We start from the raw sequence: 21,722 nt of genomic DNA on the forward strand, positions 1-21,722 counted from the left end.
TATTACAAAACAACACTTTGCTATAATACTGTAAAGACTAATAAAGATGGAAAAAATGAATTTAGAACAACAAGATAAACAATATGTGCTTCAAACCTATGCACGTGACTATACGAACTTCGTCAAAGGTGTAGGATCTACACTCTATGATGAGAATGGTAAAGATTATATAGACTTTGCTTCTGGTATCGCTGTAAACTCCGTAGGACATAACCATCCTAAACTGGTTGAAGCTATCTGTAATCAGGCAAAAAATATTATTCATATCTCAAACCTTCAAGTGATAGAGCCACAGGCAAAGTTGGCACAGAGAATGGTAGAGCTTAGTGGCTATGATATGGGAGTATTCTTTGCGAACTCCGGTGCAGAAGCGAATGAAGGGGCGATCAAGATCGCTCGTAAGTATGGTGAGACAAAATTTGAGAATAAGCGTTACAAGGTGATCACGCTTGAACACTCATTTCATGGCCGTACGATCACCACAGTCAAGGCTACAGGTCAGGAGAGTTTCCATACACCGAACTTTTCACCTTATCCGGAAGGATTCAGCTACGAAAAGAGTATCGGGGATGTCTACAAAGCTATCGATGATGAGACCGTAGCGGTACTTATAGAACTGGTTCAAGGTGAGGGCGGGGTGCAGCCTTTTGAGAAAGAAGAGATCCAACAACTTGCTAAACACCTTAAAGAAAAAGGTGTACTGCTTATCGTGGATGAGGTGCAAACAGGTGTCTATCGTACCGGCGAGTTCCTTGCTTCCAATCTTTACGAGATCGAACCGGATATCATTACCCTTGCCAAAGGACTTGGCGGCGGTGTGCCTATCGGTGCGGTGATGACCAAACATAAAGATGTTCTGGTGGCTGGAGATCATGGAAGTACATTTGGAGGTAATTACCTCAGTACTGCGGCGGGTCTAGCAGTGTTGGATATCTTGTATCCTTTGTATGATGATGGTACCATTGATGAGACACTGGTATACTTTTCCCAGAAACTGAATGAGATGGCTGAGAAGTATACACATTTGTTTGAAAAAGAAGTAGGATTGGGATTGATGCGGGGACTTCGTGCTCAAAGTGCTGAAGTTCAGGCAGGTGTGATAAAGAACTGTATGGCTGAAGGTCTCATCGTCCTTAAAGCAGGACGTAATACAGTACGTTTTCTGCCAAGTATCACCATCAGTAAAAATGAGATCGATGAAGGGTTCAAACGTTTTGAAAAAGCTATTTCTTCTTTGTAGTTTACTAGCATCATCACTGATATATGCAGATGAATTGGGTGACATCCTCTCTGATAATAAAGAGCTGATCTTTGATTATCAGTTGGAGAGCAATGAACTTGAGAGTGATATACTTTCGAAGAGTTGGTTGAACCCAGTCAGAGTACAGTACAGTAAGAATTTTACGACACAGTTTACCGATATAACGGTGATAACCGGAGGGTACTCTGTTATTATAGATCAGCCTATATTTAAATCAGGGGGGATCTATTATGGTATTAAGTACTCACAGGCACTCCGTGATGCAACGAGAGCAGATATAGAGCTTCAAAAACGTACGATGATCGGTGATGCTATCTCCATACTTTTTAATTTGAAAAAAACCAAACTTGAACAAGAAAAAATGAAGTATCAGATCAAAAATGATGCGATCGATATACGTCAAAAACGTGACAGTTATGATGCCGGTCTACTTGACAGCAGTTTTTTGGACCAGGCAATTCTGAAAAAAAGTCAGGATGAAACGGCACTGCTTGAAATGGACCTGACACTGATGGAGCTCAAACAGAAGTTTGCCCTCTTAAGTGATAAAGATCCGGAGAAGTTACATCTCCCTGCATTAAAACTGATGAGTAAAACAGACTACAGTGAATCAAACCTAGAACTTAAAAGGGATAGGTTGCGTGCTGCTCAGTCAGACTATAACCAAAAAGTGACATGGGCAAAGTACCTTCCTGAAGTCTCTTTACAAGGGCAGTATACGGATGCAGATCTTAACCCACTGTTCGCGAGACCCGGTCTTGAAGAAAAGTATTATACCTACGGTTTTACAGTTTCCATGCCATTGGATATCAACTCTTTTTCTGACATTGAGGTCAGTAAAGTTGAAAAGCTAAGGGCTGCAACAGAATTGCTTGACCGAAAAGAGACGGTGGACGAAGAGTATGATTGGATCCATAACAGTTTAAGTATTCTGGATAAAAAGATCCTCTTGGCCCAAAAAGATGAAAAGGTCTACAACAGCCTCTATCGTTTAACGAAAAATCTTGCAGATGCAGGTGAGAAGACCTCTTTTGATGCGGAGGTTATGCATAACTCTCTAGAGATAAGAAAGATAGATCAAAAAATATATCATATAGATAAACAACTGCAGTTATTAAAACTTTATGTACGGATAGAGAATGCAATTTAGCGACTATATGAATGCATGGCTGTATGGCGAAGAGGGTTACTATAAAAATTTTAAAGCGATAGGTAAATCCGGAGATTTCTATACAGCTGTGAGTACCAGCAGATTTTTTGGTGCCAGTATTGCCAATTATTTCTATACTCTTTTAAAAGAGGGTAAGGCAGACAGGAACGGATGGCTGATAGAGATAGGTGCACACCAGGGATATTTGATCTGTGACATGATACAGTGGCTTTATACGTGTGACCCGACTTTGGTACAAACACTGAAGTTTGGTATCGTAGAACGCCAGCCTGAAGTGCAAAAAGCGCAATTGGCTTATATAGAGGAGCGTTTTGGTACTGATATACAGATCACACATTTTAATGACATTGCAGAAGTTGAAGCAGCCTATGCATTTGTTGTCGCCAATGAAATTTTTGATGCTTTCCCTTGCGAACTTTTAAAAGATGACAAGATAGCCCTGGTCAAAGAAGATCAGATAGAGTGGGTAGAAGCGCCTGAAGAGATGTTGAACTGGGCTAAAAAACATCATTTAAAACAGGGTGAGATCGCCATAGGCTATGAGGCGTTTGCAAAGGAGATGGCAGAAGGTATAGAGAGATGTGATTTTGTCTCTTTTGATTATGGTGAGAAGTATGTACGTAATGACTTCTCCATACGTGTCTACAGGGCACATGAAACCTTTCCTCTGTTTGATGAAGCACTGGTCCTGTCTGAATCTTATAAAAAAGATGATATTACGTATGATGTGAACTTTGGACATGTCAGTGAAGCATTTACAGCAGCAGGTTTTGAAGAAGTTGCTTATGAGACACAGGCGCGTGCTTTAATACGCTTTGGGATCATTGATATTCTTGAAAGCTTTGCCAAACAGACAACGCAGGCAAGGTATATGAGTGAAGCAGATAAGATCAAAACACTGATATCTCCCACGATGATGGGAGACAGGTTTAAATTGATACATTTCAGAAAGTAGCGTTTCTGCTATCGTGTCGCTTTGAGCATTTTACATCGTTTGATGGAAGCAGCTTCACTGCCGAACATCGCAGCATATTTTTCGAACTTTTCTTGCGTGATCATCGCAATACACTCTTCTTTGTCCATGGTATTTGAAGTGGTACTGGCCATTTGCTCAGCTATCTCTATTTTTTCGTTTTTCTTTTTATCTTTGGGATACATGTAGGCTGTATCAAAATTGGTATCATCCACTTCTTTGAGTTTTATCTTTTTCTTTGGAGGGGGAGGAAGGTACGTTTGTTTTACAACATGAGGGGTATTTTTGACTTTATTTTCCACAGTAGGTTGGTCACATCCTCCCAAGAGCATCAGAATAGCGATAGTGATGATGCTATATTTCATATCTACTCCTTTAGGCAATAATCATATGCTTATTGTAATATAATCCACCGATAATTACAATAATACTTTTTAAAATCTAGAAGAGTAAGAGGGTGGTCATTGGCTAATGACTGCAACGGCGATAGCAAACCCTCCATCATGGCTGATGGAGAGCGAAGATGTTTTGATCTGGTGTATTTTTTGTGCTTCTTTACTGAGTATAAATGTAGGAGCACCACGGGAATTTTTGGTGATGATGATATCATGGAATGTGAGTTCACTGCCAATGCCGCAACCCAACGCTTTTGCAATAGCCTCTTTCGCTGCCCAAAATCCAGCGATAGAGGCTGTCTTTTGTACGAATTCGATCTCTTGGGGATTCAAAAAACGTTGTTTAAATTTATCACCAAACTGTGTTAATGCTTTTTCTATTCGCTTGATCTCTACGATATCTGTTCCTATTTTCATACCTATATTATATCTATTACATCCACTCAACAACTTTAGAGACTTCATCGGCTATAAAACATTTAACGTTAGTTTTTTCAAGTGGCTTATTGGGTATGACCGCTTTTGTAAATCCTTGCGTTGCGATCTCTTTGAGACGTTGAGCGAGTCCTAAGACTTCACGTATCTCACCAGTCAGACTGACTTCACCCAGAAAAAGTGTCTCTGCACTCAGTTTCCTGTCTCTATAGCTGCTTAATATAGCTGCGATGATCGCAAGATCGGCAGAGGGTTCATGTATTTTGATCCCTCCTGAGACATTGATAAAGACATCATAGGTACCCAAAGGCAGATCCAGTTTCTTTTCAAGGAGTGCCAAAAGCATACCCAGACGATTGTTATCAAAACCGGTCGAACTTCTTTTAGGATGTCCATAGGATTCTGAAACCAGTGCCTGTACCTCTACGATGATAGGACGGCTTCCCTCCATGATAACAGTGAGTGCAGAACCTGACTGGAGATGGTCCTTGTTGAAAAATTTACCTGCCATACTTTTTGCATCATTTAATCCCTCTTTGTTCATTTCAAAAATACCCACTTCATTGGTCGCCCCGAAACGGTTTTTAAACCCGCGCAGTAGACGAAGGTCGGAGTTTGTATCTCCTTCGAAATAGAGCACCGTGTCTACCATATGTTCTAGGACCCTAGGACCCGCTATGGAACCATCTTTGGTAATATGCCCGATGATAAAGATAGGTATCTGTAAAGACTTCGCGATACGCATCAGTTCAAAAGTGATCGTACGTACCTGTGTGACCGAACCAGGAGCAGAGGGGTTTTCATCAGAGTAGAGGGTTTGTATGGAGTCGATGACAATCAGTTCATAGGCGTGATTACCGATCTCTGAGAGGACAGAACCAAGATTGATCTCAGGGAGCAGAAAAAGGTTTTCATGGTTTGCATCCAGTCTATTGGCACGCAGTTTTATCTGTCCGGCAGACTCTTCTCCAGAGACGTAGAGGACCTTTTTTGATGCTCTTGCCAGGTTTCCTGCGATCTTGAGTAGAAGGGTCGATTTTCCGACCCCCGGACTGCCTCCTATGAGGGTAAGTGAACCCGGGACAATACCTCCGCCCAGTACCAGATCCAGCTCTCCGCTTCCTGAGGTAAAACGCATAATATTGTCTTCTTCTATCTGTGTAATCGGTTTTGCTTTGGGGATAGCTGAACCTGAAGCACTGGAACTTGAAGTCTCTTTCAGAAATTTGATCTGGTCAGCACTTAGTTCGATCATTGTTTCCCATTGATCACATGATGTACATTTTCCCATCCATCTTGGAGATTGAAATCCACATGCCTGACATTCAAATAGTGTTTTTTTCTTTGCCATGATTTGCCTTCTGTTCTATTGTGATGGTATTATAGGATGATATGATGTAAAAATGAGAAAATATGTCATATTGACATCTTTTAAAGCTCTCCGAATGTCAATGATGTGTAGATGGACAGGGTGGTATATCATGTATACTTTTTAACTCTTTTGGTTATAATTCCGGCATATATGAAGGAAAACCAGTGACATTTAATACTATTAAACAGCTTTTCTACGGTCTTTATCTGACAAACAGTTTTGGGTATAGATTAAGTAAAGTCAAGGACCCTATGGAGATCAAAAGATTAAGGCTTGCCTATTCTGAGGCACAGCTTGATGCTTTACATATTTCAGTGAAGGTTGAAAATCCGGAAAAACTGCCACAAGAGGGCCAATATCTCCTTGTGGTGAACCATAGAAGTATCATTGATCCGCCTCTCATAGAAGTAGCACTGAAGCATACAACAATATTTGGTCCATGGATCTCCAAAAAAGAGCTCTATAACTCTTTTTTCTTTGGACTTTTTGTCCGGAATGCGGGTTCCATACTCCTTGATAGAGAAAAGAGCCAGATGAGCGGTTTTTTTGCTGAGACAAAAGAGGCGGTCAAACGTGGAGAATCCATTTTTATTTTTCCTGAAGGGACACGAAATAAAACAGACAAAGCAGTGACAACATTCAAAGAGGGGTCACGCCTCATCGCTTTGAAAAACCGTCTGCCTATTTTGCCTGTGTATATTAAAACGGATGCGGACAAGGCATTGAAAAATGCATTAAATGACAGTAAACTGGCACAAGAGGTGACCATTGTCATTGGTGATGTCATCGATTACAAAGAGAAAACAAGCCTTGAGATCAGGTATCGTGAAATGTTTTCTCTTGATGACGAGGCTGAGACCTCTAAATAAAGATCTCGTCGAGTATCGTATTGATATACTCATTCGCCTTGAATTGAATAAGGTCTTGAGGCTGTTCTCCCGTACCTATATAAAAGATAGGCAATTTTAATTCATCAGCGATACTGAATACAGAACCACCTTTGGCGGTACCGTCAAGTTTAGTAATGATGATACCATCAACCCCGATCATATCATTGAATGCTTTTGCCTGGTTGATAGAAGAACTGCCTTGTGTACCATCCAGAATAAGCATTTTACGGTGTGGAGCACCATCAAGCGCTTTTCCTGCGACACGGATCATTTTTTTGAGTTCTTCACTCAGGTTCGTTTGTGTGTGGAGTCTCCCTGCGGTGTCAATGATGATATTATCAAAACCTTTGGCTTTTGCAGACTCGATCGCATCAAAGACTACAGCAGAGGGATCATGCCCCTGTTGTGTCGCAATGATAGGGATCTCTAATTTGTCTGCCCATCTTGTAAGCTGTTCTATTGCTGCGGCACGGAAAGTATCTCCAGCCCCCAGAATCACCTTTTTACCTGCTTGTTTGTAGCGATATGCCAGTTTGGAAATGGTCGTTGTCTTTCCTGCACCATTGACACCTATGATCATCTCTACAAAAGGTTTGGCATCACTCTCTTTGAAGTCTGCTTTATACTGAAAAACAGAGATAAGTGAGTTGAATGCCTGGATTCGATTTATCTTGTCAGGCAATCCGGTTAAAATTTTTTCTACAAGTTCATAATGTACATCTGCTTCAAGCAAAATATCTTCAAATTCATCTTTGGGGATCACTTTTCGTTTTGTTGGTGCAACATCTTTGATGGCATCACTGGTTTTACCCAATACTTTTTTTAATAAATTAAACATGTTCTATTCCCTTGCTTCTAATTGTTTTTTTGCTTGTTGTATATCGTATTCTATCATCTCGACGGGAACGGCACCTTCATAGTGTGTGAAGTACTCCCCTTTGACATATATGACTGTAAGGGGGATCGGAAAGTTCTTAGGCAGGTCGAGTGTCGTTGCCAGATGATCTGCAAAGGTATCGTTTTCTGTACCGTTGGAGATAAAATAATTGATCTGGTTTTTTGCCATAAAGCTTCCCAATGCATCTTGTGTGATCGTGTCATGGGTAAGTATACCTACAATAAAAAGCTCTTCTTTGTATTTTTTCTGAAGATCATTCAAATAGGGTATTTCTCCGATACAAGGCGGACACCATGTAGCAAAAAGATTGACCATGACAATCGGTTGTTTGGCATCCTGAAAAACGACTTGTTGATCGGAAATAGCCACTTTATGACTTTGCACTTTCGTGTTGATGAGTGTAAAGACCTTTGAGGGTGTTTTCGGTACCGATGATTTCACTTGAGGAAGCACACCTTTTTGTAGCGTTTTATCCTTTTTTGCAATCACTTCAGTTGTGTTTTCAGTGGGAAGAGGGGTGGATTTAGGTTGTTTCTCTTCTCTTACGATAAAGACGATCAAAAGAATGAGTAGTAATAGTAATAATGAAAGAAGCGCAGCTGTTTTTTTATGCACACAGACCCTTTTGGTATAATTAGTCTGGCGATTATAGCCAAAGAGCAATAAATAATAAGATGAATAGATGGATGAGTATGACAAAAGAGGGTAAAAAAAAGCAATTTAGATGTCAGAGCCTGGAACGGTTAAAGAGGGTTTCAGGATGTGGCAGTTATAAAAAAGATAAGACAATAGTACAGGCACTCTATCAATATATTGTGGAGAATAAAGCTAATACGGTGATGCTTTATATCCCTTTGGGAACAGAGGTGAATATCTATCCTCTCATACGGAGATTACGCATGGAGAAGAAACTGCTCTATGTACCGTTTATGGAAGGTGCAAGTTTTAGGTTGGTAAAATATAGACTTCCACTAAAGAAAAAGAAGTTTGGGATAAAAGAACCCAACGATTCAAAACAATACAGAATAAAAAATATAGATATTGCTATCGTACCTATTGTGGGAGTCGATCTAACACTGAGACGTGTTGGATTTGGCAAAGGTATGTATGATAGATTTTATGAAAAACAGAATAGATATATCAACAAAACAGTTTTTGTAGCGCGTGAATTGTGTTACAGCAAAGAGATCATAACAGACGATTATGATGTAAAAGCAGACATGATTATCACCGCTTAAATAGGTTTTGCTAAAAAAGCAAAGCTTGGATGATCGCATAGCGTAGGAACCTGGTTCGTATGTTAGGGGATATGTAATGAGCAAAGGATAAGTAATGTTAGGGATAATAGGGGTTTCTGGTATAGCTGGTGCAGCTATAGGCACAGGTGTGTGTTACCTGTGGTTAAAAAAGAGCACACAGAACAAATTCTCATATATAGAGTCAGAAGCCAAAGCCAAGGCCAATGCGATAGCAAAAGAGACGGAACTTTTACTCAAATCTGCACATGTAAAGATAAAAGAGAATGAGTTGGAACAAGAGCATGAGTTTCAAAAACGTGTGGCAAAGGTAGATGAACGTAACCGCACCTTAATATTGAAAACCAAAGAGTTGACGTCTAAAGAAGAAAGTTTAAAACTCTTGGAAAAGAGGGTATTGGAGAAAGAGAAGCAGTTAGATAAACTTGAGCAAAGAAAACAAGAAGAGATTGCCAATACTGTAGATAAAATGCAACATATCGCATCTTTGACCAAAGAGGAAGCCAAAGCATATATTTTAGAGAAGGTGGAAGAGCAGAGCCGTGCAGATGTTGCCAATATTGTACGCAAGTATGAGCAGATAGCAAAAGAAGAGGGTGAGCGAAAAGCCAATTATATTTTGGCACAGGCCACGACGCGTTATGCAGGTGATTTTGCAGGAGAGCGTCTGATCAACCTTGTCAATTTGCCAAGTGATGAGCACAAAGGACGTATCATCGGTAAAGAGGGTAGGAACATCAAGACACTGGAGATGCTCTTGGGTGTGGATATCGTGATAGATGAAACACCGGGTGTGATCCTTGTAAGCAGTTTTAATCTCTATCGAAGGGCTATTGCAACCAGGGTGATAGAGATACTGGTAGAAGATGGACGTATCCATCCGGGTCGTATAGAGGAAGTCCATGCCAAAGTGGAAGAGGAGTTCGAACAAAAAACATATGAAGAGGGTGAAAATATCCTTATAGAACTAGGGCTCTTTCCTATGCATGAAGAACTGGTGAAACTTTTGGGCCGTATGAAATACAGAGCCAGCTATGGACAGAATGCACTGGCACATACTTTGGAGGTAGCCAAACTTGCGCGTGTCATGGCTGCCGAAATGGGTGGAGATGAAAAACTTGCGCTTCGTGCCGGTCTTTTGCATGATATCGGCAAGGCTTTGACACAGGATATGGGTGGTTCACATGTAGATATCGGTGTAGAGCTTTGTCGTAAGCATGGAGAACACCCTACGGTGATCAATGCCATCTATGCCCATCATGGATATGAGGAACCTGACTCTGTGGAGAGTGCTGCGGTATGTGCTGCAGATAAACTCTCTGCAGCAAGACCCGGAGCAAGAAGAGAGGTGCTTGAAAGCTTTACAAAACGTGTGAAAGAGGTTGAAGATATTGCACTGAGTAAGGAGTATGTCACGCAAGCCTATGCCATTAATGCAGGCAGGGAGATACGTGTATTTGTCAATGCCCAAAAGATGAATGACAATGAAACCGTACTCTTAAGTAAGGAAATTGCCAAAGAGATAGAGGAAAAAGTACAGTACCCCGGTGAAATAAAAGTGAATGTGATCCGTGAAACCCGTGCTGTCAATTATGCGAAATAAACGTTAAACGCGTTATAATAAGCACATATTAAATAGATACATTATGAAAAGGAAGATAGATGAAAAAATTATTGGTCGCTTTGCTCTTTATAGGTTTGGCTGTTCAAGCCTATGCAAAAGATACGATTGTAGTACTTGAAACCAATGTAGGGAAAATAGAATTAAAAATGTATCCTGAAGTGGCACCGCTTGCCGTTGAAAACTTTACTACGCATGTCAAAAACGGTTACTATAATGGACTTATTTTTCATAGGATCATTAAAGGTTTCATGATTCAGGGTGGTGACCCTACAGGTACAGGAAGAGGCGGTGAGTCTATCTGGAAAAAAGATTTTGCAGATGAATTCGCACCCAATGTTGTATTTGATAGACCGATGTTGTTGGCTATGGCGAACCGCGGACCTAAAACAAACGGAAGTCAGTTCTTCATTACACTTGCGCCAACCCCTTGGTTAAACGGTAAACATACGATATTCGGTGAAGTGATTTCAGGTGAAGATGCAGTACGTAAGATGGAAAATGTTTCGACGGGTAGAGGGGACAGACCAATGTTCGATCAGGTTATTCAAAAAGCATATATCAAAAAATAGATGGATTTAAACAGTTTACGAGATGAGCGTAAGAAATGGCTTACGTGGAAAAATATCGCACCTTTTCAGGATGCTATCAGATCACTTAAAACGTATGAGAATGTTGAGGTAACGCTTGGAGATAGGGTTGAGGTTCAGATCAAGGACCTTAGTCGACAGGATGCCCAGCAGATAAAAGAGACGGCACTTCTGATGAAGCCCTGGCGAAAAGGGCCGTTTCAGATCAATGATCTTTTCATAGACTCTGAATGGCAAAGCCAAATAAAATACAATCTGCTAGAACCGCATTTTAACCTGAAAGACAAGGTTGTGGGTGACATAGGATGCAACAATGGATATTACCTGTTTCGTATGTTGTCCCAGGAACCTAAAAAACTGATAGGCTTTGATCCTTCTGCTATCTATTATTCCCAGTTTCAGTTCATCAACCATTTTATCAAGTCTGACATTGTCTATGAACTATTGGGTGTAGAGCATGTAGAGTTCTATGAACATAAGTTTGATACACTCTTCTGTTTGGGGGTGCTCTATCATAGGTCTGACCCTATTGCTATGCTGAAGTCACTTTTTAAAGGCCTTAATAAAGGCGGTGAACTCATTCTAGATACCTTTATGATAGATGGTGAAGGCGAGATGTGTCTGACGCCTAGAGACCGTTATTCAAAGATACCAAATATCTATTTCGTTCCTACGGTCAATGCTTTAAAGAACTGGTGCTTCAGGGCTGGGTTTGAAACTGTTGAAGTATTGGAGATCATGAAAACAGAACCGACTGAACAGAGAAAAACAGAGTGGATAGAGACACAAAGCCTGGAAGATTTCCTCGACCCTGATGATCAAACAAAGACCGTTGAGGGGTACCCTGCTCCTAAAAGAGTCTATATAAAGGCAATGAAATCACTTTAAAACAGCTTAAAAATCCCTATTCTTAAAGTTACTTTTATTTTTAAATAAGGTTGATTTAGCTATAAATACGCTAATAAAAGCAAAAAGTCGACAAAATTTAAGTTTTTAAGACTTTCTTACTGGATTGGAAAAGAATGAGAATATTAACCGTAGGTTTCAATGATGAATACGTTAAGGAACTTGAAAAAGAGTTAGATAAATACTTTATTTGTATTGTTGACAATGCAAAAGATATGTATGATGCGACCAACTTTACAGACTTTAGACATTATGAACTGGTTGTGATCGTGGATGAAGGTGTAAAGTTTTCACTTGAGCGTTATGTGAATGAAGTTAAAAAGAAAAAGAGCGAAACGAAGATCATGATCTTGACAAATAATGTCAAAGCACAATCTGCTTTCTTTTCGTTGGGTGTCGATGATGTGATCTATCAGCACGGTGAATATCCTGATCTTATCGCTGCAAGAGTATTGGCAAATATGAGACACTTGTTCGGTACACAGGTGAACATCGATAAGCTTGTGATCGACATTGCGAACAAAAAGATCGAATATGATGAGAAGATCGTTTCTCTTAATGGCAAGACATTTGATATTTTGGCATACCTTGCACTTCGTAAACAACGTGTTTTCTCAAAAGATGAGATCATTAATGCACTCTGGGAAGAGCCTGAGTATGTCAGTGACAACACTGTAGAAGTGGCGATCAATCAGATCAGAAAGAGATTGAAGAGTATCCTTGGGTTCCAAGTGATTCATACTGTAAGAAGACGCGGATATAAATTCTCTTACTAAACTTTTTATGTTCCCATCATCTTGATGGGAATGAATCTTCTATACTTTTTTAATTTAAATATATTTCCTTTCGCTTTAACTGTGATTTTGTTTTTCCCTTTACTTTTCTAGAAAAGTAAAACAAAAGTCGTCTCTATTCTCGAATCGCTATGCTTACAAGGTCCTTCATAGAGACAAAGCACACTTCGTGTGATTAATAGACTTTTTAGATATAATTTTTAAAAACTATGAGGATTGTTCATGCAGCTTAATACACATTTAGATATCAATACTTCACTTTGTGGAAAGGTGACAAAGCTTCAGGAGAACTATGCAGAGGTTCTGCTTCATACTACACAACAGATGGTGGCGGATAGTCAGGGATTGGTCCATGGCGGTTTTATATTTGGTGCGGCAGATTATGCAGCTATGTCCTCAGTGAACGATCCGTATGTGGTACTGGGCGCTTCAAGTTCGAAATTTATAGCGCCTGTAAAGGTCGGTGATACAGTATTGTGTAAAGCTTCGGTTGTCAATACCAAAGGTAAGAAAGCTGAGGTAGGAGTAGAGGCATTTGTCAATGGAAAATTAGTCTTTGAGGGTAGCTTTACAACGTTCGTACTGCCTTCGCATGTATTAGGCTAACAGAAGCTTATGCTATACTTCACTTTTTAAATACAAATCAAGGTAAATGACAATGAAAAAATTCTTTCTCTATGTGTTTCTGGCTCTGGCAATATTGGGTGCGATCTTTACATATATTCTTTACAGTGAAGGTGCATTTGAAAGCTATGAACCGGAAACAAAAAGTGATCTCAAACCTTTTATGAAGTGTGAAGCAGGAAAATGTGGCACTGGAAAGTGTGCAACAGGAAAACCGGAAACGGCAGAAAAAAGTGATCTAGGACCTTCTATGAAGTGTGAAGCAGGAAAATGCAGTACAGGAAAATGCGGTTAATCTTCAATAAATCAGAGTAGAGGATCAAAGCGTCCTCTTCACCTGCTCTATCCAAAAAGGTATGACCCTTTGTTCTGCTTTCAGGGTCGTGCTCATGCCATGGCCGGGATAGATCGTATAATCGCCGTCTATGGTGAGCGCTTTTTCTAAACTCTTTACCATCTCTTCTCCGCTTGATGAAGGGAAATCCCATCTTCCGATACTCTGTTCAAAAAGAAAGTCCCCACTGAACCATACATCATCGATCTCTATAATGGAGCAGCCAGGTGTATGTCCCGGAAAGTGACGGTATTTGATCTTGATCCCCTCAATGGTCAGTTCTTCATCACCTACGATGATATGGTCCGGTTCACTCGGAGGCGTACCTTGCCCAAGAGGATCATCTGTAAGCATAAATACATCACCTTTGGGACAATAGATAGGCAGCCTCAGTTTCTCTTGAACCTCCGCATTTGACCATACGTGATCAAAGTGTCCATGGGTGTTCAGTATCGCAACGGGATTGGTGACATTGTCAATGACCCATCGGGTGGCACCCATACCGGGGTCTATGATAAAATCTTTTCCATCCACTGTAGCGATGTAACAGTTGGTTTGGTAAGCTCCCATAGGTTGTATTTTGATTTGCATGATATAATTCTCCTATGAATATATTTAGTCTTTTAGAACGTGCCATTATGAGTGATGATATTCTTATAAAAGAGGAGTTGACCGCTCAATGTTTGGCATATTGTACCAAAAATGAAATAAGGTGTGATGATGATTTTACGCCTCAATTATTTTCAAAACCTTCCTATGCCTCCAAATGTCACATTGTAGATCCGCGAGAATTGCCTGCGAGAAAAGACTTTGAAAGTAGAGAGGGCTTGGCCACATTGGTACATGCCATTGCACATATAGAGTATTCTGCGATCGATCTGGCACTAGATGCGGTGTATCGTTACCCCAATATGCCTAGCGATTACCAAGTTGATTGGCTGGAAGTGGCCAATGACGAGATACGGCACTTTAAAATGCTGCAGAGTCTGTTAACAGAACTGGGATATACCTATGGGGATTTTCCTGTACATTGCGGGCTTTTTGATGCGGCTGAGCATACTGCAGGGAATATCTTGGAGCGTATGGCGGTCATCCCGCGTTATTATGAAGCATCAGGTCTGGATGTCAGTCCCCAGATAATGAAAAAACTGGACAACAAGCGTAAAAACCCTCAGGTAAAAAAACTGATAGAGGCACTGCAGATCATTTATGATGAAGAGATAGAGCATGTACACAAGGGTGATAAATGGTTTAAATACCTCTGTAAAGCAGCAGGAAAAGAAGAGGGAAGTGAAGAAGCGGTCTATTTTGAGATACTTGAACGTTATCAGTTGCTTTCAAAACACCGTCCCTATGTCAATGTAGAAGCAAGAAAAGAGGCAGGGTTCTCCTGTGCTGAGATCAAAAAACTGGGTGCGAAGGAGTGTTCATGAGAGCATTTTTTGAAACGATGTTCTTTGTACCAAAGTGGTATCATTACCCTTTGATTCTCCTTCTGTTTCCTCTCTCACTCATCTATGGAACCATCATGTCTATGCGCAGAGTGGTCATTTCCCCAAAAGACTTCGGCATCCCCATTATCTCTATAGGGAATCTTATCGTTGGGGGGAGCGGGAAAACACCTTTTACTATAGCACTTGCTACACGCCTTGAAGATGCAGTGATCATCTCCCGCGGGTATGGCCGTAAAAGTAAAGGGCTGGTCGAGGTCAGCTCTAAGGGTAGGATACTTGTTGATGTGACACAGAGTGGAGATGAACCTATGTTAATGGCACAGTCATTGCCTCATACAAGTGTGATCGTCAGTGAAGATAGGGCCTTAGCCATAGAGCTTGCCAAAGAAAGAGGTGCAAAGTGTATCATTTTGGATGATGGATTTAACCGTGTCGGGATAAAAAAATTTGATATTGTACTTGAACCCGAACAGATCAAAAACTATCTCCCTTTCCCTGCAGGGGCATTTAGAGAATTCTGGTTTAATAAAATGTACGCAGATATCGTGGCAAAAGAGGGAAAGACATTTCATCGAAAAGTGGTGTTTGAAAATCTTCAACCTAGAATGATATTGGTAACGGCCATCTCACATCCACATAGACTTGATGCCTATCTGCCTGAGGGAGTGGTCCATAAAGTCTATTTGGAAGACCATGCCTATTTTGAGGAAGAAAAACTGAAAATGCTCCTATCTGACTATGCAGCACAGAGTCTTCTTGTAACGCAAAAAGATGCGGTAAAAATGCAGGATTTTAAGTTACCTATCTCTGAAATGAAGTTAAAATTACAGATTCAAGAGACTATCTTTACTCAGGTAGATGAATATATAAAGGGATATCCAGAATGAAAAATAATATCAATGTTGTAAAAACGCTGCTTGAGGCTTTACCGTTTATCAAAAAGTTTTCCAATGAAAAAATAGTGATCAAGTATGGTGGTTCTGCCCAAACGAGTGATGCATTAAAAGAACAGTTTGCACAGGATATTGTACTTTTGCACCTTGTAGGAATGAAACCTATTATCGTACATGGTGGAGGTAAAAGTATCACAGATCTTCTTGCCAATTTAGGGGTAGATACCACATTTATCGATGGACAGCGTGTAACGACTAAAGAGGTGATGCGTATCGCTGAGATGGTATTGAGCGGAGAGATCAACAAAGAGATCGTATCCCTGCTTGATAATCATGGGTCTAAAGCGATCGGGATCTCTGGAAAAGATGGCGGTTTTTTAAAGGGGATCCCTAAAGATTTTGAAAAGTTCGGTTATACGGGTATGATCGAACATGTCAATCCTGAGATCGTCAATAATATCATTGAGGACGGTGCGATACCTGTGATCGCTCCTATCGCGGGAAGCAGTACGATGGGACATCCTGGATTCAATATCAATGCGGACCTTGCAGCAAGCAAAATAGCCGTAGCCTTGAAAGCAAGAAAAGTACTGTTCTTGACGGACACGCCTGGTGTGTTAGATAAAGAGATGCAGCTGATCACCAATCTGAGTATAGAAAAAACCGAAGCCCTCAAAGAAGACGGAACGATACAAGGGGGTATGGTACCTAAAGTGGATGCCTGTATAGAAGCATTGCGTGGTGGTGTCAAAAAAGCACACATCATCGATGGTCGCGTAGAGCACTCATTGCTTCTGGAAATTTTGACCAGTTCTGGTGTAGGGACCTGTATCGAACTCTAGAGCAATAAATTGTATAGGTTAAATGAGAAAAACAATAAAAAATTATAAATTTTTAAATTTTTTTTAGAATTTAAGTTCTTTCTCTTAGGTAAGTGTGTTATAATTCTTTCATACGGTTATACTGTATTGAAAAAGCCAAGTTCATCGCGAGGTGGGTACGGAAAGTTATGGGTCTCACGTAGATCGCCAGACTACCAATAGAGATATAAACTCATTCTATCTATTAGAAAGTTTCATTTCTTCTATTACCTGAGTATTTTAGTGTTTGTTTGTCTCTATGATTTTATTAGTTGACATTCTTTTCCCTAAATCATTCTTCTCCTATTATTGTAGGGCAAATAGATACTAGATACTTGAGTTTACTTCAGATTTTATTCCCCCTAATTTCTTATAATCCTTAGCTTATTTAGCTATAATTATCATTCATATAAACATAGGATAATATAGATGCAATTTATTGAGACACGCGGAAATGACGGACAGAAACCTTCATCTGTACCATTTTCAGAAGCAATACTCAGCCCAAGTGCTAGTTTTGGTGGGTTATATGTACCCAAAGAACTCCCAACGTTAGATAGAGAATACCTAGAGGGGCATCTCTCCAGCCATTATAAAACATTGGCATTGGATTTTTTGGAACAATTTGGTATAGATATTGAAAAAGAAGTACTGGTAGAAGCGTTAAAAAGATATGATGCATTTGATGATCCTTCAAATCCTGTACCGCTTTCCCAGATCGAAGATGACTGCTTTGTCTCTGAGCTCTACCATGGTCCTACAAGAGCCTTTAAAGATATGGCTTTGCAACCTTTTGGGTATGTGTTAAGTAAATTGGCGCAAAAAAGGGGTGAACACTATCTTATCATGGCAGCGACAAGCGGAGATACCGGTCCTGCCACACTCGAAACCTTTAAAGATCAGGAAGGTGTGCAGGTAGCATGTCTTTACCCGGATGGGGGTACATCCGATGTTCAAAGACTGCAAATGGTTACAGAAGATGCTTCAAATCTGAAAGTGATCGGTGTGAAAGGTAATTTCGACGATACGCAGAATACTCTCAAAGATCTGCTTGCCTCTGATGACTTTAAGGCTGAATTGGAAGAGAGAAATATCAAACTTTCAGCAGCAAACTCTGTAAACTTCGGGCGTATTATCTTCCAGATCATTTACCATATCCACTCCTACCTGGAGTTGGTACGTAAGCAGAGCATCCAAATGGGTGAGAAGATCTATCTGGTTGTTCCTAGTGGTAACTTCGGGAATGCTTTAGGTGCCTATTATGCCAAAAAAGCAGGTTTGCCGATAGAAAAGATCCTTATCTCATCCAATATCAATAATATTCTGACAGATTGGATCACCAAGGGGTCGTATGATCTTACAACACGTACACTCATACAGACAGAATCACCGGCTATGGATATTTTGAAAAGTTCTAATGTTGAACGTATTATGTTTGATAAATTCGGTGCAGCACGTACCAAAGAATTGATGGAAGGATTGGCCAAAGACGGCAAGTACCAGTTGAGCGCAGATGAACTCGCACTGTTGCGTGAAGATTTTGATGCCTCTTTCTCAGATGATGAAGAGTGTGAAGCTGTGGTAGGCGAATATGCAAAAAAAGGGTACATTATGGACCCGCATACAGCCACATGTATGAGAGCCTATAAAACATTAAGAGAAAAAGATCTCAAAACGGTGGTCTACTCGACTGCAGAATGGACCAAGTTCAGTCCGTCTGTTTCAAAATCACTGGGACATGAGGTCAAAGATGATGTAGAAGCACTGAAATGGGTGAGTGAACATGCAGGTGTATCTGTACCGCCTATGATAAACGGGCTGTTCGAGAAACCTGTGATCCATTCGGTCATCGTTGAAAAAGAGTCCATTAAAGGAGAGATGTTAAACTTTTTATAGTTTAGCATAACGTAATGTCCAGAAATCACTTGAGATTTTTTTTACTATCCTATCTATGTCTGGAAACAGCCGCTGCAAAGTCGATGATAGACTGCAGGGTTGTCACCGCTGGTATGACCACGTGTAACCCTTACGGGGCGAAATTTCTTAAAGCTAAAGAGATCATTTATGATGTGAATAGGAAAAAATTGATCAGGGCAAAAACGTTACCTGTTCCTGAAAAAAAGCGTTTTCTCAAAGTGGTTTCCGTAGAGGATATGATAGAACGGCATGTAAAAGTCCAGGAGTCTGTACGTTTTAAGGGAAGTGAAAAAGCATTTACAAAGTATACAGAAACAGAAGAACCCATCGCCCAAGTCGTACTTGATGATAAGATAGAAGAGATAGAGACTTGTGAAGCCCCTCCCCGTATAGAAAGAGAACTTGTAGAAACAATCATAGCTGAAGTACCTGAGAAACCTCAAATTATTTACGGTAAGTACAGGGTTGTAAGTGGCGATGCACTGAGTAAGATCGCAAAGAAATTTGGCTTAACAACACAAGAGATCGCAAAAATGAACGGTATTCGGATCCAATCTCCTCTGCGTATCGGACAGAAACTAAAACTCCCCTTTGAACAAAAGAGGATTGATGCAGTCTCTTCTGGCAATTACTTCATCAGGGAGGGAGATACGATCATTTCCATTGCCAAAAAGTTTGATCTTGAACCTGAAGATTTGATGCAATTTAATAAGATCAAACGCAATGCGATCATACGTACAGGTAGAATGATCAGACTTCCACTTCCTCATATACTGGCACATCTAAAAACAGAGAAAAGGCTTCGTGTCACCGCCACTGCGTATACGTCGCATGTGGGACAAACAGATGAGACACCTTTCCTGGCAGCATGGAATAATCGTCTGCGTCCGGGTATGAAGATCATTGCAGTTTCCAGAGATATGATAAAAAAATATGGCATGCGTAATGGGACAAAAGTCCGTATCGGTGGTTTACCTGGTTACTATACGGTACGCGACAAAATGAATAAACGCTACCAAAAGCGTATCGACATCTATATGGGGCTTGATAAAAGGAGAGCGCTACGTTGGGGAAGACGCAGTGTCATGGTATACTGGTAATTAAAGAGACTCAAAAATTTCCAAAACTTCCAGATATCTGTCACTTTTTTCTTCATACACCTTCTCAAGTTTACTCAGTTCCTCACTCAGTGCAGTCAAACCTTTTTCCTGATAACACTCCGGATCCTGTAAACATGCATTAAGCGCAGCTATCTGCTGTTCCAGAGCTTCGATCTCATCAGGCAGGGTATCATAATCCCTTTGCTCTTTATAACTCAGTTTTGTCTGTTTTTTGACAGTGACCGGTACCTCTTTTTTTTCAGAGGTCTTGACCTCTTGTTCGAGCGTATCAAGCTCTTTCATCTCTTTTTCTATCTCCAGGTACTCCGTATAGGTCTGATAAGACTCTTCAACCACACCATTTCCTTTAAAGATAAAGAGTTTAGAAGCGATTTTGTCTATGAAGTAACGGTCATGTGAGACAAAGAGTATGGCACCTGGAAAGTTGATAAGTTTCTCTTCTAGGATATTAATGGTCTGGATGTCCAGGTCATTGGTAGGTTCATCCAGGATGAGACAATCCACTTTTTTAGTCAAGAGCAATGCCAATGCCACACGGTTTTTCTCTCCGCCAGAGAGCATGCCGACTTTTTTAGCCAGGAACTCTTTGGGAAAAAGAAACGATTTAAGGTAGCCGTAGACATGAAGATTGACACCCTGTACTTCTATGTGGTCTCCCCCGTCAGGGCAAAAAGTCTCGATCAGTGTTTTTTCATTGTCAAGCATCTCTCTGTGTTGGTCAAAATAACCTATGGAAAAGTCTCCCTGCTTGATGAGTCCGCTTTGGGGTTTGATCCGTCCAAGCATCAGTTTCAATAGTGTAGATTTTCCCGCACCATTGATACCGACAATGGCTATTTTATCTTTCTGAAGGATACGTGTCGTAAAGTTCTCTATGAGTTTTTTCCCCGGAACCGAGTATGAGATATTTTCAAGTTCAAAAAGCATTTTTTTTCTCGATACCCCTTCATCACGGTTGAAATGTTTTTTCTCACGTTCAAGTTCTACCATCATCTTTCGAATGAGTGTAGGGTTTTTCTTCGCTTCATCACGAAGCTCAAAGACACGTTTTTTACGTCCCTGATTACGCTTTTCTCTAGCCCTTACCCCTTTTCTAAGCCAGGCTTCTTCCTGTTTCAGCAGTCTAAGAAGGTTCTCATGCCCCTTTTTCAAAGCATGCATACGTGCCTCTTTTTGTTCGAGGTAACTCATATAACCGCCCGTATAACTGACAAGTTGCTGGTTATCCACTTCTACCACACGTGTGGCTACAGTATCGATGAAATGCCTGTCGTGTGAGATAAAGAGTAGGGTGAAATTTCCCTTAAGAAGCATCTCCTCCAAGAATTCGACCATATAGACATCAAGGTGGTTGGTCGGCTCATCAAGAAGTAGTACATCGGGTTTTTTAAGTATGAGGGATGCCAAGGCTACACGACGCTGTTCACCTCCGGAAAGCGAGACTACGGGGCGATCCTCATAGGCTTTGAGCTGAAACTCCTGCATGACACGTTCGATCTTGTCATCAAGGTTCCAGGCATTGTGATGGTCCAGAAAAGAGGAGACTTTTTCCAGTTGTGTGAGCAGCTCTTCATTTTCAAAATCTTCAGCCACTTTGAGACTCAGTGTATCATATGCTTCTTTGGCTTCTTTGAGTTCAGTCAGTTCATTGAATATCGCTTCTCTAACTGAAAGAGCTGGATCGAAGTGGGGCTGTTGTGCGAGCATCTCTACCTGTATCGAACTGTTCACTACCCTTTTCCCGTCAGTAGGTTCTTCTTCTCCCATGATGATCTTCATCAGTGTAGATTTTCCACAGCCGTTTTGACCCACGATAGTGACACGTTCTCCCTCATCCAGGTGGAAATCAACCCCATTGAGAAGCAGCTTGATGTCATATTGTTTTTTGATGTCAAAGAGGTCGATGAGTGCCAAAATGGTTCCTTATGATAGATTGTTGCAATTATAGCAAATAGAG

The 21,722-nt window shown here is 40.6% G+C and carries 23 protein-coding genes and 1 riboswitch; of the genes, 16 read left to right on the plus strand and 7 right to left on the minus strand.

The window, feature by feature from the left end; all coding sequences use genetic code 11:
* The first annotated feature begins 46 nt into the window (after positions 1-46).
* From SULAR_RS00185 to SULAR_RS00195, 3 genes are read left to right on the plus strand one after another with little or no spacing between them, the layout of a single operon-like run.
* Complete coding sequence (locus SULAR_RS00185) at positions 47-1,240, plus strand: aspartate aminotransferase family protein (RefSeq protein ID WP_008241717.1); 1,194 nt, start codon at positions 47-49, stop codon at positions 1,238-1,240.
* Positions 1,215-2,411, plus strand: coding sequence for a TolC family protein (locus tag SULAR_RS00190; RefSeq protein WP_008241718.1), 1,197 nt, complete (start codon positions 1,215-1,217; stop codon positions 2,409-2,411). The genes SULAR_RS00185 and SULAR_RS00190 overlap by 26 nt, the downstream gene beginning before the upstream one ends.
* Positions 2,401-3,387 (plus strand): SAM-dependent methyltransferase, encoded by a 987-nt coding sequence (locus SULAR_RS00195; RefSeq protein ID WP_008241719.1) that lies wholly within the window; start codon positions 2,401-2,403, stop codon positions 3,385-3,387. Before SULAR_RS00190 ends, SULAR_RS00195 begins: the two co-directional genes overlap by 11 nt.
* An 8-nt stretch (positions 3,388-3,395) precedes the next feature.
* On the opposite strand, the gene SULAR_RS00200 is transcribed toward SULAR_RS00195, so the two are convergent.
* From SULAR_RS00200 to radA, 3 genes are all read right to left on the minus strand, one after another.
* Complete coding sequence (locus SULAR_RS00200; RefSeq protein ID WP_008241720.1) at positions 3,396-3,770, minus strand: hypothetical protein; 375 nt, start codon at positions 3,768-3,770, stop codon at positions 3,396-3,398.
* A gap of 96 nt (positions 3,771-3,866) precedes the next feature.
* Positions 3,867-4,217, minus strand: a complete 351-nt coding sequence (gene acpS, locus SULAR_RS00205; RefSeq protein WP_008241722.1) for a holo-ACP synthase — start codon at positions 4,215-4,217, stop codon at positions 3,867-3,869.
* Positions 4,218-4,233: 16 nt separating this feature from the next.
* Complete coding sequence (gene radA, locus SULAR_RS00210; protein WP_008241724.1) at positions 4,234-5,586, minus strand: DNA repair protein RadA; 1,353 nt, start codon at positions 5,584-5,586, stop codon at positions 4,234-4,236.
* Between the two features lie 185 nt (positions 5,587-5,771).
* Here radA and SULAR_RS00215 point away from each other — a divergent pair, with 185 nt between their 5' ends.
* Complete coding sequence (locus tag SULAR_RS00215) at positions 5,772-6,476, plus strand: lysophospholipid acyltransferase family protein (RefSeq protein WP_008241725.1); 705 nt, start codon at positions 5,772-5,774, stop codon at positions 6,474-6,476.
* On the opposite strand, the gene ftsY is transcribed toward SULAR_RS00215, so the two are convergent.
* Positions 6,469-7,335 (minus strand): signal recognition particle-docking protein FtsY, encoded by an 867-nt coding sequence (gene ftsY, locus SULAR_RS00220; RefSeq protein WP_008241726.1) that lies wholly within the window; start codon positions 7,333-7,335, stop codon positions 6,469-6,471. The genes SULAR_RS00215 and ftsY overlap by 8 nt on opposite strands.
* A 3-nt stretch (positions 7,336-7,338) precedes the next feature.
* The gene (locus SULAR_RS10785; protein WP_008241727.1) at positions 7,339-8,010 is read right to left on the minus strand and encodes a TlpA disulfide reductase family protein; all 672 of its coding nucleotides are present in this window, start codon (positions 8,008-8,010) and stop codon (positions 7,339-7,341) included.
* Between the two features lie 59 nt (positions 8,011-8,069).
* Here SULAR_RS10785 and SULAR_RS00230 point away from each other — a divergent pair, with 59 nt between their 5' ends.
* The 7 genes from SULAR_RS00230 (at position 8,070) to SULAR_RS00260 (ending at position 13,481) form a co-directional block, all read left to right on the plus strand.
* Positions 8,070-8,633: a 5-formyltetrahydrofolate cyclo-ligase gene (locus tag SULAR_RS00230; RefSeq protein ID WP_008241728.1), complete on the plus strand. Its 564-nt coding sequence runs from the start codon at positions 8,070-8,072 to the stop codon at positions 8,631-8,633.
* A gap of 94 nt (positions 8,634-8,727) precedes the next feature.
* Complete coding sequence (rny, locus tag SULAR_RS00235; RefSeq protein ID WP_008241729.1) at positions 8,728-10,254, plus strand: ribonuclease Y; 1,527 nt, start codon at positions 8,728-8,730, stop codon at positions 10,252-10,254.
* A 59-nt stretch (positions 10,255-10,313) separates the two neighbouring features.
* Positions 10,314-10,844, plus strand: a complete 531-nt coding sequence (locus SULAR_RS00240) for a peptidylprolyl isomerase (protein ID WP_008241730.1) — start codon at positions 10,314-10,316, stop codon at positions 10,842-10,844.
* On the plus strand, positions 10,845-11,750 hold the full coding sequence (cmoB, locus tag SULAR_RS00245; RefSeq protein WP_008241731.1) for a tRNA 5-methoxyuridine(34)/uridine 5-oxyacetic acid(34) synthase CmoB: 906 nt from the start codon (positions 10,845-10,847) through the stop codon (positions 11,748-11,750). It begins immediately after the preceding gene.
* Positions 11,751-11,884: 134 nt separating this feature from the next.
* Positions 11,885-12,544: a winged helix-turn-helix domain-containing protein gene (locus SULAR_RS00250; RefSeq protein ID WP_008241732.1), complete on the plus strand. Its 660-nt coding sequence runs from the start codon at positions 11,885-11,887 to the stop codon at positions 12,542-12,544.
* Positions 12,545-12,784: 240 nt separating this feature from the next.
* Positions 12,785-13,168, plus strand: a complete 384-nt coding sequence (locus SULAR_RS00255; protein WP_008241733.1) for a hotdog domain-containing protein — start codon at positions 12,785-12,787, stop codon at positions 13,166-13,168.
* A gap of 52 nt (positions 13,169-13,220) precedes the next feature.
* Positions 13,221-13,481: a hypothetical protein gene (locus SULAR_RS00260; RefSeq protein ID WP_008241734.1), complete on the plus strand. Its 261-nt coding sequence runs from the start codon at positions 13,221-13,223 to the stop codon at positions 13,479-13,481.
* Between the two features lie 24 nt (positions 13,482-13,505).
* On the opposite strand, the gene SULAR_RS00265 is transcribed toward SULAR_RS00260, so the two are convergent.
* A complete protein-coding gene (locus tag SULAR_RS00265) occupies positions 13,506-14,111 on the minus strand; it encodes an MBL fold metallo-hydrolase (protein ID WP_008241735.1) in 606 nt (201 codons plus the stop codon).
* Positions 14,112-14,125: 14 nt separating this feature from the next.
* Here SULAR_RS00265 and SULAR_RS00270 point away from each other — a divergent pair, with 14 nt between their 5' ends.
* From SULAR_RS00270 to SULAR_RS00290, 5 genes are all read left to right on the plus strand, one after another.
* Entirely contained in the window at positions 14,126-14,953 is an 828-nt protein-coding gene (locus tag SULAR_RS00270) for a ferritin-like domain-containing protein (RefSeq protein WP_037999752.1), read from the plus strand.
* On the plus strand, positions 14,950-15,861 hold the full coding sequence (locus SULAR_RS00275; protein ID WP_008241737.1) for a tetraacyldisaccharide 4'-kinase: 912 nt from the start codon (positions 14,950-14,952) through the stop codon (positions 15,859-15,861). The genes SULAR_RS00270 and SULAR_RS00275 overlap by 4 nt, the downstream gene beginning before the upstream one ends.
* Positions 15,858-16,709: an acetylglutamate kinase gene (gene argB / locus SULAR_RS00280; RefSeq protein ID WP_008241738.1), complete on the plus strand. Its 852-nt coding sequence runs from the start codon at positions 15,858-15,860 to the stop codon at positions 16,707-16,709. The genes SULAR_RS00275 and argB overlap by 4 nt, the downstream gene beginning before the upstream one ends.
* Before the next feature lie 124 nt (positions 16,710-16,833).
* Positions 16,834-16,908: riboswitch (cyclic di-GMP riboswitch) on the plus strand.
* A gap of 248 nt (positions 16,909-17,156) precedes the next feature.
* The gene (gene thrC, locus SULAR_RS00285) at positions 17,157-18,623 is read left to right on the plus strand and encodes a threonine synthase (protein ID WP_008241739.1); all 1,467 of its coding nucleotides are present in this window, start codon (positions 17,157-17,159) and stop codon (positions 18,621-18,623) included.
* A 14-nt stretch (positions 18,624-18,637) separates the two neighbouring features.
* Complete coding sequence (locus SULAR_RS00290; RefSeq protein ID WP_238536340.1) at positions 18,638-19,744, plus strand: 3D domain-containing protein; 1,107 nt, start codon at positions 18,638-18,640, stop codon at positions 19,742-19,744.
* Here the strand turns inward: SULAR_RS00290 and abc-f are convergent, their stop codons facing one another.
* Complete coding sequence (gene abc-f, locus SULAR_RS00295) at positions 19,745-21,679, minus strand: ribosomal protection-like ABC-F family protein (RefSeq protein WP_008241741.1); 1,935 nt, start codon at positions 21,677-21,679, stop codon at positions 19,745-19,747. It lies immediately after the preceding gene.
* Between the last annotated feature and the right edge of the window lie 43 nt (positions 21,680-21,722).

Origin of the sequence: Sulfurovum sp. AR (genome assembly GCF_000296775.1) — a bacterium.
Classification (GTDB): domain Bacteria; phylum Campylobacterota; class Campylobacteria; order Campylobacterales; family Sulfurovaceae; genus Sulfurovum; species Sulfurovum xiamenensis.